The organism is Labrys sp. LIt4, from assembly GCF_017813775.1.
Lineage (GTDB): Bacteria > Pseudomonadota > Alphaproteobacteria > Rhizobiales > Labraceae > Labrys > Labrys okinawensis_A.
In genome coordinates this window covers 293,495-309,513 of record NZ_JAGIPY010000005.1, presented here as the reverse complement: position 1 = coordinate 309,513, position 16,019 = coordinate 293,495, and the positions used below count along the sequence as shown (strand labels likewise).

Sequence of the window (16,019 nt, the reverse complement as noted above, 5' to 3'; positions counted from 1 at the left end):
AATTCCTACAGGCCTTCCGCGAACGATTGAACACATCCTTGGTGGCAGGGAGCGTTCGCCCACAGCCTGGAGGCGTTTCATTTCACAGCTCCCGCCGTAAGGCCCTGGATGAAATTGCGCTGGAAGATCAGATAGACCACGATGATCGGAGCCACGATGATCACCGCTCCCGCCGTCAGGGTCGGGATGTCGACGATATAGCGTCCCTGGAAGAACAGCATGCCGATCGGCAGCGTGCGCACTTCGTCGTTGTTAACCAGGATCAGCGGGATCAGGAATTCGTTCCAGGTCCAGATGAACAGGAAGAGCGCGAGCGTCGACATCGCCGGCTTCATCAAGGGCAGGATGACGTGGCGCAGCACCTGCAGCCGCGTGGCGCCGTCGATCACGGCGGCATCGACGAGTTCGGTCGGCAATTGCCGCATGGCACTCGCCATGAACAGGGTGGCGAAGGGGATCGACATGCCGATCTGCGGCAGGATAAGCGCCCAATAAGTGTTGAGCAGACCGAGCCAGCGGAACTCGTGGAACAGCGGAATGATGAAAGCCTCCGTCGGCACCATCATGCCCAGCGTCAGCATCGCAAAGAGCATGCGCTTGAGCGGCAGCGTGAGAAAGGCGAAGGCAAAGCCCGAAAGGATGCCGAGCACGATGGAAATGCCGACCACCGGCACCACCACCAGGATGGAATTGAGGAAATAAGTGTCGAAATGCCCGTCCACCCAGGCCCGGGCGAAATTTTCGAAATGCGGCTGCTGCGGCAGCGCGAAGGCGCCGGCCAGAACGTCCTTCTGGCTCTTGAGCGAGGTCAGCACCAGGAGCGCGAAGGGCGCGACGGTCAGCAGGGCAAACAGCCACAACAGGGCCCGAAGCGGCAGCAAGGCAGACGCGGTACGCGAGGAGGCCGCCATCAGTGCTCCCTCTCCCGTTCCGGCATGAAACGGTGGATCGCCCCGTTCACGATGAAAATCAGGATCGCGCCGATCACCGCAACCGCCGAGGCATAGCCGTAGCGCCCGAGATCGAAGCCGAGCTGATACATGTAGAGATTGGGCACCAGGGTCGCGTTGGCGGGGGCGCCCCGCGTCATGGTGAAAACGAGGTCGAAATTCTTGATCGAGAATATGATGGTCAAGAGCAGCACGATGCGCACTTCCGGCAGCAGCGAGGGCACGCTGATATGGCGGAAGGACTGCAGGGGCGTAGCGCCGTCGACCTTGGCGGCGTCGTAGAGCGAGGGCTCGATGCGCTGCAGGCCGGACATGAAGATGGCCATGCAGAAACCGGCATAATACCAGGTGGCGACGAGGCCGACGGCTGGCAGGGCGAAGGTGAAGCTGCCGAGCCAGGGCAGAGCGAGCGATTTCAGGCCGATCGCCTTCAGGGCCTGGTTCAACGGCCCGAAGGCGGGATTGTAGAGCCAGCGCCAGATGATGCCGAGCACGGCGGTGGGCATCACATAGGGCATGAAATAGAGGGTGCGCAGGACAAGCTGCTCGCGCGAATGGATCGAGGTGACGATGGCCGCCATCGCCAGGCCGAGCAGCAGCGGCAGCGCCACATAGAAGATCAGCAGAACCAGATTGTTCTTGAGCGCGACATAGAACACCGGATCGGAGAACAGCGCGGCATAGTTCTCCAGGCCGACGAAGCGCGGCGCGCTGATGCCGTCCCAGGCCGTGAATCCAAGCACGATGGAACTGAGGATCGGCACCAGCACGAAGGCGCCATAGATCAGAAGCGACGGCAATATGTAGAGAAGGTTGCGATATTTGGAGGCGTCGAGCATAGGCGCGGCTGGCCTTCCTGAGGCGTTGATCAAAGAGGGCGCGGCTTCCTTCTCCCCTGCGGGAGAAGGAGTGTCGCGCTTCTCCGGGGACCGATCCGGGGATCGTCCCTATTTCTTCAGGCTTGCCATATAGCCCTGATAATCCTTGTCGACGGCAGCGACGAAGGCCTCCGGCGTCTCTTCCTTGGCGATCACCCGGGTCAGGCCATCGGTCAGGGTCTTCAGCATGGTGGGGCTGGCCCAATCGGGATAGTGGCCGAGGGCATTGGCGGCATTGACCGTATTCCATACCTTGATGGTCTCGCCGAGCAAGGCGGGGATCTGCACCTTGTCGGGCTTTTCGAGGGCTGCCACCGGCAGGTAGCCCGCCGCCGCCCAGGCTGCCGCGGCATCGTCGGACAGAAGGTAGTTGATATAGTCGGCGGCCAGGTCCTGCGTCGCCTTGTCCTTGGCGAGCGCCGTGATGGTCCAGGCCAGCTCGACCCCGCCGACCACGAGCGGATCCTTCACGCTGGCCGCGGGCGGCAGCGCCATGAAGTGGATGTCGGGATTGGCCTGCATGTCGCCGAGCCGCCAGGTGCCGCTGATCAGAAAAGCACCCTGGCCGCCCACGAAGAGCTGCACGGCATCGTCATCCGCGATGCCCTGGAAACCGTCATTGAAGGCTCCGCCATTGGCCCAATCCTGAACCTGCTTGGCGGCAGCGACATTGCCGGGCGTGTTCCAGCTGCCGCCCCGGCCATAGACGAGATCGTCGAGGCTCTTGCGGTCGGCGGCGCCGATCATGGCCTGCGACAGGGAGGCAAACATGTGCAGGGCCATGTCACCCTTGGTCGTGCCGAGGGTGAAGGGCGTGACGCCCTTGGCCTTCAGCGTCTCCACATCCTTGGCCAGTTCATCCAGCGTGGCCGGCGGCTTGTCGATGCCGGCTTCCTTCAGCACCTTGGCGTTGTAGTAAAGGCCGACCAGTTCGCCGAGGGCCGAAATGCCATAGGTCGGCCCCGTGCCGAATTCGCCCTTGTCGGACCAGCGGTCGCGGGCGAGCACGCCGTCGGACTGCTTCTTGTCCCAGCCATATTTGCTGATATAGGCGTCGAGGGGCAGCAGCAGCTTCTCTTTGACCAGGGCTCCCATCTGTTGCGCGCCCTGATTGGCCTTGGTGACAGCCGGCCCTCCGCCGGAGGAGAGCGTCAGCTTGAGCGTCAGCCCCAGATCCTCGAAGGTGCGTGCCGTCCGGGCGATCTTCACGCCGGGATGGGCCGCCTCGAACTTGGCATTGATCTCCGAAATCACTTTGGCCTGGGACGGCAGGGCCTGATCGTCCCAGACGGTCAGCGTCTGCGCCCCGGCGCTCTCGGGGGCAGTTCCCCACCACAGGGCGGCGAGTGCCAGGGAAGGCAGGAGCCGACACAATACGAATCTGGTTCTCAAATACGACGTCCCCGTCCGCAACATCGGCAATTCCTCCCTGCGTTGCGTTTGCACCGGATACTCGCCGCCGCGGAGAAGAGCAGAAGCGGCAGCGTCTCTCTCATCGTCGGCGCTACCATCATGGGGAAGCGTCCCCTTGGCAAGCTGCATTTGTAATACCAGTCCGCATTGGGCCTCACTCGCGGAATGACACCGGACCGGAGGGTCGATCTCCAGATCGGCCCTCCGGGAAACACTGCACTTTGCGGCACGAACGATGCCGACCGGAGGCCGGCACTCCGCATCGCCGGCGCCTTCTTTGGCGAAATGCGACTGCAATGCTATAGCGTTTTGCGATTAGACGGCGTCACCAAGAATCGCAAAGACGCGTTGAAACAAAGAGATAGAGCAAAAAGCGTTCACGCTTGAACGCTTTTTGCTCTAGGTAAGGCCGGGTGGGGAGGATCCGACCCTGGACCATTCCATCCCTCGAAGTCAGCACGGGAGCGCAGCCTTGGCCGAGAATCCTGTCATCCGTCCCGCCACCGAGGCCGACCGCCCTGCCCTCTACGAAATCTGCCTGCGCACGGCCGACAATGGTTCCGACGCCAGCCATCTCTATTCCGAGCCGCGCCTGCCCGGCTTCATCTGGGCGGCGCCCTATCAGGCCATCGCCCCCGACTTCGCCTTCGTGCTCGATGCCGGCGGCGGAGCCGTGGGCTATGTCGTCGCCGCCCCCGACACCGCTGCCTTCGCCGCCAGGCTCGAACGCGAATGGTGGCCCGATGTCCGCCGGCTCGTCGCCGGCCTCGCGCCGCGCACGGCCAGTGATGAAAGGGTTCTGGCCTTGATTCGCCAGCCGGAGACGAAGGATCCGGCCATGCTCGCCGGCTATCCGGCGCACCTCCACATCAATCTGCTACCGCCGTTCCAAAGCAGCGGCTGGGGCCGTCGCCTGGTCGAAACCGAACTCGCGGCGCTGCGTGCCGGGGGCGTGCCGGGCTTGCACCTCGGCGTCAGTGCCGGCAACACCAAGGTGCTCGGCTTCTACGAAAAGCTGGGTTTCCGCGAGATCGCGCGGCCTGCGAGCATCTATATGGGTATGCGGCTGTAGCGGCGTCGGCGCGCACGGGTCCGTCCCCGCCGGTCCCTTCGAATGCCGGGCTGACGCAACGTCTTTCCGGCTTCCCATGCGGCTCCTTCCGTTTTACCAACGGGGAGGCGTTTTGCGATTTGGCAGAATCGCCATGAATCGCGAAGACGCATCGAACCAAAGAGTGAGAGCAAACGAGCGTTGCCTTCTAAACGCGCTTTGCTCCTGGACGCCGCTCGGTGGCAGTTCAATTCGGGAAGACATCATGCCGGCACCGCATTCCGACGCTTTCGTTCTCTTCGGCGCCACGGGTGATCTCGCCTTCAAGCAGATCTTTCCGGCCCTTTACGCCATGGTCCGCCGCAACGTGCTGACCGTTCCGGTCATCGGCGTCGCCTTCGATCCCTGGGATGTGGAGAAGCTGCGCACCCGGGCCCGCGAGAGCACGGTGAAAGCCTATGGCGATGCCTTCGACGAGAGCGTATTCGCCCGGTTTTCCGATCTTCTCGGTTATGTCAGCGGCGATTATCGCAGCCCAGAGACCTTCGCCAAGCTGAAGGCGGCCCTCGGCCAGGCGAACCGCCCCCTGCATTATCTGGCCATCCCGCCGAGCCTGTTCGAAACGGTGGCTCAGGGCCTGCAGCAATCGGGTTGCGCCGCCAATGCCAGGCTGATGGTGGAAAAGCCTTTCGGGCATGACGAGGCCTCCGCCAAGGAGCTCAACGCCGTGCTGCATCGCTTCTTCGACGAGAGCGCCATCTTCCGCATCGATCATTATGTCGGCAAGGAAGCCATCCAGAACCTGCTCTATTTCCGCTTCGCCAATGCCTTCCTCGAACCGATCTGGAATCGCAATTTCATCGAGAGCATTCAGATCACCATGGCCGAGAATTTCGGCGTGCAGGGCCGCGGCAAGTTCTATGACGAGGTCGGCACGATCAGGGACGTGATCCAGAACCATCTCGTCAACGTCCTGATCCTGCTCGCGATGGAGCCGCCGGCCGGCCGGCTCGAGGACGATCTGATCGAGGAAAAGGTCAAGATCTTCAAGGCGATCCGCACGCTGACACCGCAGGACGTGGTGCGCGGCCAGTTCGTCGGCTATCATGACGAGCCCGGCGTGGCGCCGAACTCCACCGTGGAGACCTTCGCCGCCGTTAGGATGTTCGTCGATTCCTGGCGCTGGGCGGACGTGCCGTTCTATATCCGCGCCGGCAAGAACCTGCCCGTGCGCTGCACCGAAGTGGTGGTCCGGTTCCGCAAGCCGCCGCACGACGTGTTCGCCGAACGGCTGCAGGGACCTGCCAACGAACTAAGGTTCCGCATCAATCCGCAGATCACAATCGGCCTCGGCTCGCGCATCAAGGCGCCTGGCGAGAACCTTGTCGGCGAGCCGGTCGAGCTCGTGGCCGTCGACGACGGCACCGGCGACCTCGCCCCCTATGAGCGCCTGATCGGCGACGCCATGGAAGGCGACAACGCCCTGTTCACCCGGCAGGACGCCGCCGAAATCGCCTGGCGTATCTTCGATCCGGTCATCGGCAATGTCGTGCCCGTCACTCCCTATCAGCCCGGCAGCTGGGGACCACCGACCATGGCCGGCTTCGAGCCGCCTTTCGGCTGGGTCGACCCGACGGTGTGAGGGGCCGCCCATGAAGGGCGACACTGAGCTTTGTCATGCCCGGGCTTGACCCGGGCATCCATTGCAGTGCCAGGCGCGATGGCGAGAAAAGACCGGGATTGCCGGGTCAAGCCCGGCAATGACAACGGTCGCGCGAGTTCAAGCCCGCTTGCGCCAGCCGAAGGCTCAGTTGCACTTCACGGCGTAGTCCGTCACCGAGGGGTAGTCGTTGTCGCCGGCCGTGGTGACCGAGAGGGTGCCCGCCTCGCTGCGATAATTGTAGCTGCAATAACCAAGGCCGGTGCCCGAGCAGGCCTCCGCCTCGACCACGCCGAGCTTGACCAGATCGGCGACACGGCTGTCCGCACGATCCTGTTCGCTCGACGGCACGGGCACCCAGCCATTCGCCCGCAGCGCGGCGCGCGCCTTGTCGATCGACATGTTGTTGATGTTCGGCACTTTGGCGCGGCCACCGCAGACGCTGTCATTGGCCGCTACCGGGTTGAACTCGAACTTGTAGTCGTCGATCGAGCGGATGTCGCCGAGCGGCGTGGCGAGATAATCGCCGTCGAGAACCCGGACGCCACCTCCTTCGAGTGCCTCGAGGCGGCCCAGCGTCGCCTTGGCCCCCTTTTCGGCATAGAGCAAAGCAACGAGCTTGCTGCCGTCGAAAACACCGACATTGCCGTCATTGACAAGACAGGTACCGCTGGTGCCCGGCTCGAACCCGCCGGCGAAGCTGACGGCGCGCAGGGCGGTCCCCAGCTTGGCCTCGCCTGTCACGGCCCAGCCGCGATCAGCCACGAGGCGGCCGGCCTCGGAGGTCGGCTTGACGGTCAGATGGCTGCACTCGTCCGCTCCTTCCACCGGCCCGGGGGCACGCGGCAAGGTCGTCAGAAGGCGGAACACCACGCCCTTGACCTCGCTGCTGGTGGAGGGCGGCTCGTCCCCCATTCCCATCGCCGCGGCCAGAGCCGGAGCCGCCGAGGCACCCAGCATCAAGACACCTGCCAAAGATGCAGCAAGGAAAGTACGCCCTCTCCCGGTGATCGCTACAGCCCGCCGTCCATCCGTCATCATGGTCTCCACTGCAGCCGATTCACGGGATCGGCGCAGGCGCCAAGATATCGGCACGCGGCGACAAGACAATCGCTGCGATGCGCAGTTTCAAGCTCTGCTGGGGATAGAGGTTTCGCAGGGAACAGGGCCTACATCGCGACCGTATCGAGGAAGGCACGAGTTTCCTCTCCCACGAAGCTGGGGGAGGTGTCGCGACGAAGTCGTGACGGAGGGGGTGCGGCGGGTAGAGCGACACGCTTACGCGGACTTGCACGACGGTGGTACCATTTCATCATGCTTGATGCCCTGCCCGCTGCACCCCCTCCGGCCTTGCTTCGCAAGGCCACCTCCCCCAACTTCGTGGGGGAGGAAAAACGCGCCTCGTTTGGCTTGGCCCTTACCCGATGGTCATCAGGCTGGCATTGCCGCCGGCGGCCGTGGTGTTGATGGAGGTGGAAACTTCTTCCAGGAGCCAGTTGAGGCAGTAGGCGTCCGCCTTCGCCGCCAGCTCCTGAGAGGAGGCTGCCTGGACCAGAACGAGCGGGCCCGGCAGGGCGGCGATGGCCTTGCTCGCCTCCTGGATCTGCTCCGGACTTCCCTCGACCAGGGCTCCGGCGAACGGCCCGGACGTCTTCCAGTCCTTGCTCCAGCTCACCCGCGCCGCCACGTTGGCCGGGAGATTCTTGAGCACGGACTGCAGCCCGCAGGCCATGTCGATCACCACGCTGTTGCCGGTGGCGAGCGCCGCGGTGAGCTGCCGATGCAGGCCGATCTCGGTCTGCGGCACCAAGAGGATGCTGCCGCGCGGATGCAGGGCGTAAAGGTTGCGCTCGCCGACGGGCCCGGTCAGCTCGATCTCCAGGCCCAGGGCCGAGTCGCCACCGATCTCCCGCGCATCCTGGGCCAGATTGTTCATGCCCCGCTGCCCCAGCCATTTGGCAAAGTCGGTCAGGGCGGGATCGGTATGGACCGTGCTGTGCCGCGGGGGAATCGGCGGGATATCGACCAGGCGCCCGAGATAGAGAGGGCCGCCCGCCTTGGGGCCGGTGCCCGACAGGCCGCGTCCGCCGAAGGGCTGCACCCCGACGACGGCGCCGATCGTGTTGCGGTTGATATAGACATTGCCGACCCTCACCAGGCTGGTGACATGGGCGATGGTCTCGTCGAGGCGGGTGTGCAGGCCGAAGGTCAGGCCATAGCCGGTGGCATTGATTTGATCGATGAGGCGCTCGAGATCGTCCCGCTTGTAACGCACCACATGCAGCACCGGCCCGAAAACCTCGCGCTCGAGATCGGCCAGTTCGTTGATCTCGATGATGGTCGGCGCCACGAAGGTACCGCGCAGGGTGTCCTGGCCGAGCGCCAGCTGCTCGACCTTGCGGCCGCGGGCGCGCATCGCCTCGACATGGGCCTCGATGGTCGCCTTGGCCTCGGCGGTGATGACCGGACCGATATCGATCTTCAAACTGTCGGTCGAACCGATGCGCAGCTCCTTCAGCGCGCCCTTGAGCATGGTAAGGGTACGGTCGGCGACATCCTCCTGCAGGCAGAGCACGCGCAGGGCCGAACAGCGCTGTCCGGCGCTGTCGAAGGCGGAGGCGATCACGTCCGCCACCACCTGTTCGGCCAAGGCCGAGGAATCGACGATCATGGCGTTCTGGCCGCCGGTCTCGGCGATCAGCGGGATCGGCTTGCCATGGGAACCAAGGCGCGTGGCAAGCTGGGTCTGGATCAGGCGTGCCACCTCGGTCGAGCCGGTGAACATCACACCCGCGGTCTCAGGCGCGGCGACCAGCGCCGCGCCGACCCGGCCGTCTCCCGGCAGGAGCTGCAGGGCATCGGCGGGCACGCCGGCCTCATGCAGAATGCGCACGGCCTGGGCCGCGATCAGCGGCGTTTCTTCCGCCGGCTTGGCCAGCACGGCATTGCCCGCCACCAAAGCGGCGGCAACCTGGCCGGAGAAGATCGCCAGCGGGAAGTTCCACGGGCTGATGCAGACGACCGGCCCCAGCGGCCTGTGGGCGACGCCGAGCGTGCGGCGGGCCTGGTCGGCATAATAGCGCAGGAAATCGATGGCCTCGCGCACCTCGGCAATGGCGTTCGGCATGGACTTGCCCGCCTCGCGCATGATCAGGCCGAGCAGCACCGGCATCTCGCTCTGCATGATGTCGGCGGCCCGCCCCAGTGAGGTTGCCCGTTCGGCGGGCGACCAGCGGGACCAGCCCTGCATCGCCTTCTGCGCATTCGCCATCGCCGTCGTGACATCGGCCTCGGTAGCCTCGGTCACCCGCCCGACGACATCGTCGTGGTTTCCCGGATTGAGCACGGGCCGGCTCTCCCCGCCGCTCTTGGCGCCGGCGAGCTGCGGCACGGAGGTCCAGGCCCGGCCGGCGCTCTCCTTGAGGATCATGCCGATCTCGGCCAGCGTCGTTTCGTTGGAGAGATCGAGCCCGGCGGAATTGGCGCGCTCGTCATAGAGGTCTGCCGGCAGGGAAATCTGGTCGTGCCGCGCACCGACCACCGCCATCGACCGCACCATTTCGACGGGATCGGCGATCAGTTCGTCGACCGAGACATTGCTGTCGCCGATGCGGTTGACGAAGGAGGAGTTCGCGCCGTTTTCCAAGAGACGACGCACCAGATAGGCAAGCAGCGTCTCATGCGTGCCGACGGGCGCATAAATGCGGGCCGGCCGGCGCAGTTTATGCGCCCCGACCACCTCGTCATAGAGCGGCTCGCCCATGCCGTGCAGGCACTGGAACTCATATTGGCCGGTTTTGAAATCGGGGCCCGCCAGATGATAGATGGTGGCGAGCGACTGGGCGTTGTGCGTGGCAAATTGCGGGAAGACGGCGTCGGTGGCCTCGAGCAGCTTGCGTGCACAGGCGATATAGGAAACGTCCGTGTGCACTTTGCGGGTGAAGACGGGAAAGTCGGCGAGGCCGTCGACCTGCGCCCGCTTGATCTCGGCATCCCAATAGGCGCCCTTGACCAGGCGCACCATCACGCGGTGCCCGGTGCGGCGCGCCAGATCGATGATGAAGTCGAGCACGAAAGGGCAGCGCTTGCCATAGGCCTGCACCACGAAGCCGATGCCGTCCCAGCCCTTGAGATCGGGGTCCTCGCACAGGCTCTCCAGGAGATCGAGCGAGAGTTCGAGCCGGTCGGCCTCCTCGGCGTCGATGTTGAGGCCGATGTCGTACTGCTTGGCGATCGCGGCCAGCGCCTTCACTCTGGGCAGCAATTCCGCCATCACGCGCTCGGCCTGGGCGCGGACATAGCGCGGATGCAGTGCCGAGAGCTTGATGGAAATGCCAGGCCCTTCATAGATGCCGCGGCCGGCCGAGGCACGGCCGATGGCATGGATGGCGGTCTCGTAGTCCTTGTAATAACGCTCGGCATCGGCGGCCGTCGTGGCTGCCTCGCCCAGCATGTCGTAGGAATAGCGAAAACCCCTCTCCTCCAGCGGGCGGGCGCGCTTGAGGGCTTCGGCGATGGTCTCGCCGGTGACGAACTGCTCTCCCATCATGCGCATCGCCATGTCGACGCCGCGGCGGATCACCGGCTCGCCGCAGCGGGCGATCAACCGCGTCAGCGCCGCCGACAGGCCGCGGTCGTTCACCGTATTCGACAATTTGCCGGTGACGACCAGGCCCCAGGTCGCGGCGTTGACGAAGAGCGAACGGCCGCCGCCGACATGGGAGCGCCAGTCGCCATCGGCGATCTTGTCGCGGATCAGGGCGTCTCGCGTAGCCATGTCGGGGATGCGCAGCAGGGCCTCGGCCAGGCACATCAGCGCCACGCCTTCCTGGCTGGAGAGCGAATACTCATGCACCAGCGCCTCGACCCCACCGCCCCGGCGCTTGGCGCGCAGGGCCTCGATCAGCTTGCGCGCCGTGGCGCTGATCGCTTCCCTGGCACCCGCCGGCATGTCGGCCTGTTCCAGCAGTGCCGCCACGCACTCTTCCTCGGAGCGCCGATAGGCCGCCGTGATCGCCTGACGCAGCGGTGTCTGCGGCCGGATCGGCGGCGCAAAATTGGCAAAGGGCGTGGCGGCTGTCGGGGGATTCTGCAAGGAAGCTTGGCTGAATGCGGCAGATGTCGTCATGGCGGTCTCGCTCTTGAAAACGTCAGGTGCCATTGGCCCGGATTGGCGATGATACCTCGCGTCGCAGCGATCACATAGCACGCCCGGCATTTGCGTTTTTGCCAAGATCATGGGCATTTATAGGCGATATCACTTTTGTTTGAGCCTTACTCAGGATTTTTGAATGGCAAAAGCGACTGAAACAGGAAATCTGGATAGCTATGATCGCAAGATCATCGACGCGCTGGTCGAAAACGGCCGCATCTCCATCACCGAACTGTCTGAAAAGATTGGGCTTTCCAAGACACCGTGCCATCAGCGCCTGAAGCGCCTGATCGACGAGGGCTATATCCGCGGCTTCCGCGCCATCCTCGATTCCGGCAAGATGGGGCTCGACCATATCGCTTATACCGAGGTGAAACTTTCGGACACGCGCGAAGCCGCGCTCAAGGCCTTCAACGCAGCGGTGTTCAAGATCCCGGAAGTCGAGGAATGCCACATGATCGCAAGCTCCTACGACTATCTCCTCAAGGTGCGCACCGCCAATATCCGCCGCTATCGCCAGGTGCTGGGCGAGCGCATCTCAAGCCTGCCCCATGTCGCCAACACGTCCACCTTCGTGGTGATGGAATCGGTCAAGGACACCGACCTGGTGCCGTAGGTAGTGGTGGAGGCGGGTCTTCGGATCCGCCTAGAAACACCATTCTAGCCGGAGAGCTTCTGCCGGATCTCAAGACCCACCCTCCCCCGCTCACGCCCCTTCACATGGGACAGCGCCTTCACGATCCGGGCACGGTGTCCGGGCCCTCCAGGGCCAGCGCCGCGCCCGTGACGATGGCCGCGATCTGCTCGGAGAGGCCCGGATCGGAAACGGCGCGCGCCAGCGTGACGCCGCCGCTGAGCATGGCCAGCAGCAAGATTGCCCGTTCCTCCGCGCCCGCCGGATTTTTGGCACCTGACGGGCGTTTGGACAGGCCACCGGCAACCTCTTCGATCAGTCGGCGCAACTCGACCGTATAGGCACCGCGCGTCTCCTCATCCGCGCGCATGACGTCTGGCGAGAGGCTCGGCAGGGCACAACTCTCGCCCAGGCCGCAGGTGCGCTTGTAGCCGAGATAATAGCTGACGAAGCTCTTCAGCCAAGCTTTCGGCTGTTGCGCCTTCAAAGCGGCGATGCCTTCCCGCAGTTCTTCCAGTCCCGTCAGCACGGCCGTACGAAATGCCTCGCTTTTGGATTTGAAATGTCCGTAGAAGGCGCCGTTGGTGACGCCGGCCGCCTTGGTCAGCGCGTCGATGCCTGCGCCGCCATAGCCTTCCTTACGAAAAATCTGTCCTGCCGCCGCGATCACCCGCTCCCGGGTTTCCCGCTTGTGCTCGGCGTTGTACCGCATGATGTCACCTATTGAGAGCAACCACTCTTTATCCTTGCATAGAAAGTGATCGCTATGTATCCATAGAGAGCAATCGATATATATGATGTCAGCCACTGTTCGAACAGGGAGCTACCGATGCCGATCACACTCACCATATCAGACGGCCTGCTGTCGCCGCAGGCCCAGGCAGAGGCCTTTGCCGGATTGACGAGTGCCCTTCTCGAAGTCTCCGGCCTCACCGGCAACAGCTTCATGACGGCCAATATCGTAGGCACGATCAACGTGCTTGCGAGGGAACACGTGCTCGCAGCGGGACAATCCGCGCCGGCCGCCTTCATCGAACTCAAGCTGCCCGAGATCGCCCTGACTGCCCCCGAGGCGAAAAGAGCCTTCATCGAAAAGGCAACGGACATCCTGGAACATGCAGGCGAGGGCCGGCTGAAGCGCGAACACATCTGGATCAACATCGTCTACGCGCCCGAATGGGCGTGGGGCATCGCCGGCCGCAGTTTCAGCAATAACGACCTGATCGATGCCATTCAGGCTGCTCCTCCTGCGGGGCAGCGGCCGACGGCTCCCTCGCCGGGCAACCAGCCAAACCGCTGATCTCGTAGCTTCGACACCTCGGCGGGATGAACCATGCAGCTTGCCAATTACCTGTTCTTCACCAGCCATTGCGAAGAAGCACTGGCCTTCTACGCCCAATGCGGATTGGGCCGGGCCTCGATTCTGCTGCGCCATGGCGAGCGCGGCATTCCCCTGGCGGACGAGGCGATGCGGGGAAAGGTGATGCACGCCCGCTTCGAGGGCCCCGGGATCCTGTTCTTTGCCTCGGACAATCACGACGCGGAACCGATGCGCGGCTCCGCCCATATGCTGGTCACGCGGGACCGCCGCACGACCGCCAGGCTCTTTGCCAGCCTGGCCGATGGCGGCACCGTGACGACACCGCTCGCGGTACAGCCCTGGGGAAGCTTTTACGGCAAGCTGACCGACCGCTTCGGCGTGCAATGGATGCTCGATTGCGCGGATCATGGCTAACAGCGTGCGTAATCCACGGCCTGCTGGCGCGCGTTGGAGGCGGACCGCGGATTAGGCCTGCCACGCCTCAGCGGACTGAAACGCATTGGCGCGGGAAACGAGATTCTCGACCATGAAGTCGACGAAAGCCCGGACCTTGGGTGAAAGCTGGCGGTTGGACGGCCAGACCAGCGACAGCGAGCCGAAAGGCCGCATGAAGGAGGTGAGGACCGGCTTCAACGTGCCCTCGCGTAGGTAGGGTCCGGCGACATAGACGGGCAGATGTGACAGCCCCAGCCCATCCTTCGCTGCCCGCAGCCCGGCGTCCGTATTGTTGAAGACGAGACTCTTGGGCAGCAGCAGCCGCTCATAGGGCTTCTGAAAGGCCCAAGGCGCGATGCGGCCGCTGGATGGATATTTGAAGTGGATGCAGGTATGCCCGGAAAGTTCCGCCGGCGTCGTCGGCAGGTCGCGACGTGCCAGATAATCGGGGCTTGCACAGACAACGAAATGCTGCTGGCCGAGAAAATGGGCGATCAGGCCAGTATCGGCCAATTCTCCGCTGCGCACCACCACATCGATGCCTTCGGCGACCAGATCGACGACCTTGTCCTCGAAGTCGACATCCAGTTCGATCCGCGGAAACGCCTCGGTGAAGGCGGGCAGAAGCGGCATGAAAAGGTGGTGCCCCACGATGTGGGGCAGGCTGACGCGCAGGCGTCCCGCCGGCTGCTCACAACTTCGCAGCACCGTAGCTTCGGCGTCTCCGAGATCATCGAGGATGCGCTTGCAGCGCTCGTAGAAAACTTCGCCTTCTTCCGTCAGACTCATGGTGCGCGTGGTGCGATTGAACAGCCGGACGCCTAGCCGGGCTTCGAGGCGGGCCACGGCCTTGCCGATCGCGGAGGGAGATCCGCCCGTGATGCGGGCGGCCGCGACGTAGCTCTGCTGCTCGGCGGCGTGCACGAAGGCCGTGATACCAGTGAAGCTCTCCATGGCTCTCAGATTAGAGACATTTTGTCCTTTATATACCGACAGCGACGGTGATTGTTCAATATTGAAGACAAAATAGTATCCGTTCCGCAACGAAGGCGCCGTGTCCCTTCGGCTGGAAAGGAAGCATCGTGACCTCACTTCCCATTGAAACGAAGAAGGCGAGATCCTGGTCTTCGCTTGCGGTGCTGCTGGTCGGCAATTTCGTCACGATCCTCGATCTGTTCATCGTCAATGTCGGCCTTCCCGACATCCAGCGTGAGCTCCACACCTCCAATGCCGGCTTGCAACTCGTCATCGTCGCCTATGAGGTTCCCTATGGTGCGCTGCTGCTCAACGCGGCCCGCCTGGGCGATCTTTACGGACGACGGTTGTTGTTCCTGACGGGAATGGCGGTCTTCGCAATCGGTTCGCTGGCATGCGCCCTGGCGCCCTCGTCGTGGACCCTCATCGGAGCACGGGCAGTCCAGGGTGGTGGTGCCGCCCTGCTGATGCCGCAGGTCTACACGTCGCTGCGGCTTCTGTTCGAAGGTGAGGAGCGGCGGCGAGCTTTGGCTGTCATGGGCGCGGTGCAGGGGGTTGCAGGCGCCGCCTCGCAGATCGTCGGCGGGTATCTGATCGCACTCAACATCGGCGGCCTGGGGTGGCGCCTGATCTTCCTCGTCAACCTGCCGGTCGCCCTCTATGCCCTCATCGCAGGATGGTGGCTGATCATCGAGACGCGATCGCCCCTGCCCGCGAAACTCGACATGGGAGGCGCGGCCATGGGCGCGTCCGCGCTCACTCTGATCCTGCTGCCGCTCACCATGGGGCGGGACAATGACTGGCCGTGGTGGATGATCGCAAGCATGATCCTGTCCGTCCCGGCCTTTGTGTGCTTCGCCTGCCACGAAAACCGGCTGACTCGGCGCGGCGACGTTCCGATCATCGCCATGTCGCTCTTCGGCAAGGAGAGCTTCAACCTGGGAATCCTCGCGACGTTCCTGTTCTTCTCGGCCGTCGGCTCGTTGTCCCTGTCGCTGACGATCCTGCTGCAACTCGGCCTCGGCCTGACTCCCCTGGAAGCCGGCATGCTCTTTCTTCCTTCCACCGCCGCCTTCTTCACCGGCTCACTTCTTTCGGCTCCACTGGCGCGGAAATGGGGGCGGTGGGCGCCGCTCGCCGGCATGCTCGTCTTCGCAGTCGGTCTGGCAATCGCGATGATGGTCGGCCTCGAAGGCGGCGGGCAGTTGAAGGCATTGAGCCTTTCGCTGGTCCTCAACGGACTCGGCCAGGGCATCGTCATGCCCCTCCTGCTCGACATGATCCTGAGCACGGTGCCCAATGACGAAGCCGGCATGGCTTCCGGCGCCTTCAGTACCATGCAGATCGTGGGGGCAGCCTTCGGGGTGACGATCGTTGGCGTCATCCTGTTCGGCATGCTGGGCCGAACAGAGGCCTCGACGTCCATTCTCGCGACGCCGGGAGCTTATGGCACGGCCTTCGCCGTCGCGACGGCCTATAATTTCGTCGCCATCGTCCTCGGCCTCGCGCTGCTCAACCGGCTGCACAGCGCAAAGCGACGGATCGCCTAG

The 16,019-nt window shown here is 63.9% G+C and carries 13 protein-coding genes; 6 read left to right on the top strand and 7 right to left on the bottom strand.

Annotated elements, in window-relative coordinates:
• Positions 1-77 precede the first annotated feature (77 nt).
• The 3 genes from J8I29_RS12120 to J8I29_RS12110 all read right to left on the bottom strand — a co-directional run bounded on the left by J8I29_RS12120 (position 78) and on the right by J8I29_RS12110 (position 3,220).
• The gene (locus tag J8I29_RS12120) at positions 78-911 is read right to left on the bottom strand and encodes a carbohydrate ABC transporter permease (protein WP_105862420.1); all 834 of its coding nucleotides are present in this window, start codon (positions 909-911) and stop codon (positions 78-80) included.
• Positions 911-1,789, bottom strand: coding sequence for a sugar ABC transporter permease (locus J8I29_RS12115; RefSeq protein ID WP_105862421.1), 879 nt, complete (start codon positions 1,787-1,789; stop codon positions 911-913). Before J8I29_RS12115 ends, J8I29_RS12120 begins: the two co-directional genes overlap by 1 nt.
• Positions 1,790-1,897: 108 nt before the next feature.
• A complete protein-coding gene (locus J8I29_RS12110; protein ID WP_245196893.1) occupies positions 1,898-3,220 on the bottom strand; it encodes an extracellular solute-binding protein in 1,323 nt (440 codons plus the stop codon).
• A gap of 493 nt (positions 3,221-3,713) precedes the next feature.
• Here J8I29_RS12110 and J8I29_RS12105 point away from each other — a divergent pair, with 493 nt between their 5' ends.
• Entirely contained in the window at positions 3,714-4,313 is a 600-nt protein-coding gene (locus tag J8I29_RS12105; RefSeq protein ID WP_105862423.1) for a GNAT family N-acetyltransferase, read from the top strand.
• Positions 4,314-4,557: 244 nt separating this feature from the next.
• Positions 4,558-5,934, top strand: coding sequence for a glucose-6-phosphate dehydrogenase (zwf, locus tag J8I29_RS12100; RefSeq protein ID WP_209431823.1), 1,377 nt, complete (start codon positions 4,558-4,560; stop codon positions 5,932-5,934).
• Positions 5,935-6,099: 165 nt separating this feature from the next.
• Here the strand turns inward: zwf and J8I29_RS12095 are convergent, their stop codons facing one another.
• Together J8I29_RS12095 and putA are read right to left on the bottom strand one after the other, a co-directional pair.
• Positions 6,100-6,912: a PASTA domain-containing protein gene (locus J8I29_RS12095; protein ID WP_105862425.1), complete on the bottom strand. Its 813-nt coding sequence runs from the start codon at positions 6,910-6,912 to the stop codon at positions 6,100-6,102.
• A gap of 457 nt (positions 6,913-7,369) precedes the next feature.
• Positions 7,370-11,080, bottom strand: coding sequence for a trifunctional transcriptional regulator/proline dehydrogenase/L-glutamate gamma-semialdehyde dehydrogenase (gene putA / locus J8I29_RS12090; protein WP_209431822.1), 3,711 nt, complete (start codon positions 11,078-11,080; stop codon positions 7,370-7,372).
• A gap of 163 nt (positions 11,081-11,243) precedes the next feature.
• Between putA and J8I29_RS12085 the strand changes: the two genes are divergently transcribed.
• The gene (locus J8I29_RS12085) at positions 11,244-11,720 is read left to right on the top strand and encodes an Lrp/AsnC family transcriptional regulator (protein ID WP_105862426.1); all 477 of its coding nucleotides are present in this window, start codon (positions 11,244-11,246) and stop codon (positions 11,718-11,720) included.
• Positions 11,721-11,838: 118 nt separating this feature from the next.
• On the opposite strand, the gene J8I29_RS12080 is transcribed toward J8I29_RS12085, so the two are convergent.
• On the bottom strand, positions 11,839-12,450 hold the full coding sequence (locus J8I29_RS12080) for a TetR/AcrR family transcriptional regulator (protein WP_209431821.1): 612 nt from the start codon (positions 12,448-12,450) through the stop codon (positions 11,839-11,841).
• Positions 12,451-12,567: 117 nt separating this feature from the next.
• Between J8I29_RS12080 and J8I29_RS12075 the strand changes: the two genes are divergently transcribed.
• Both J8I29_RS12075 and J8I29_RS12070 read left to right on the top strand, forming a co-directional pair.
• Positions 12,568-13,038: a Tautomerase enzyme gene (locus J8I29_RS12075; protein ID WP_209431820.1), complete on the top strand. Its 471-nt coding sequence runs from the start codon at positions 12,568-12,570 to the stop codon at positions 13,036-13,038.
• Between the two features lie 33 nt (positions 13,039-13,071).
• Positions 13,072-13,473 (top strand): VOC family protein, encoded by a 402-nt coding sequence (locus tag J8I29_RS12070; protein ID WP_209431819.1) that lies wholly within the window; start codon positions 13,072-13,074, stop codon positions 13,471-13,473.
• 51 nt (positions 13,474-13,524) lie between these two features.
• On the opposite strand, the gene J8I29_RS12065 is transcribed toward J8I29_RS12070, so the two are convergent.
• A complete protein-coding gene (locus J8I29_RS12065) occupies positions 13,525-14,448 on the bottom strand; it encodes a LysR family transcriptional regulator (protein ID WP_209431818.1) in 924 nt (307 codons plus the stop codon).
• A 128-nt stretch (positions 14,449-14,576) separates the two neighbouring features.
• Here J8I29_RS12065 and J8I29_RS12060 point away from each other — a divergent pair, with 128 nt between their 5' ends.
• Complete coding sequence (locus J8I29_RS12060; protein ID WP_209431817.1) at positions 14,577-16,019, top strand: MFS transporter; 1,443 nt, start codon at positions 14,577-14,579, stop codon at positions 16,017-16,019.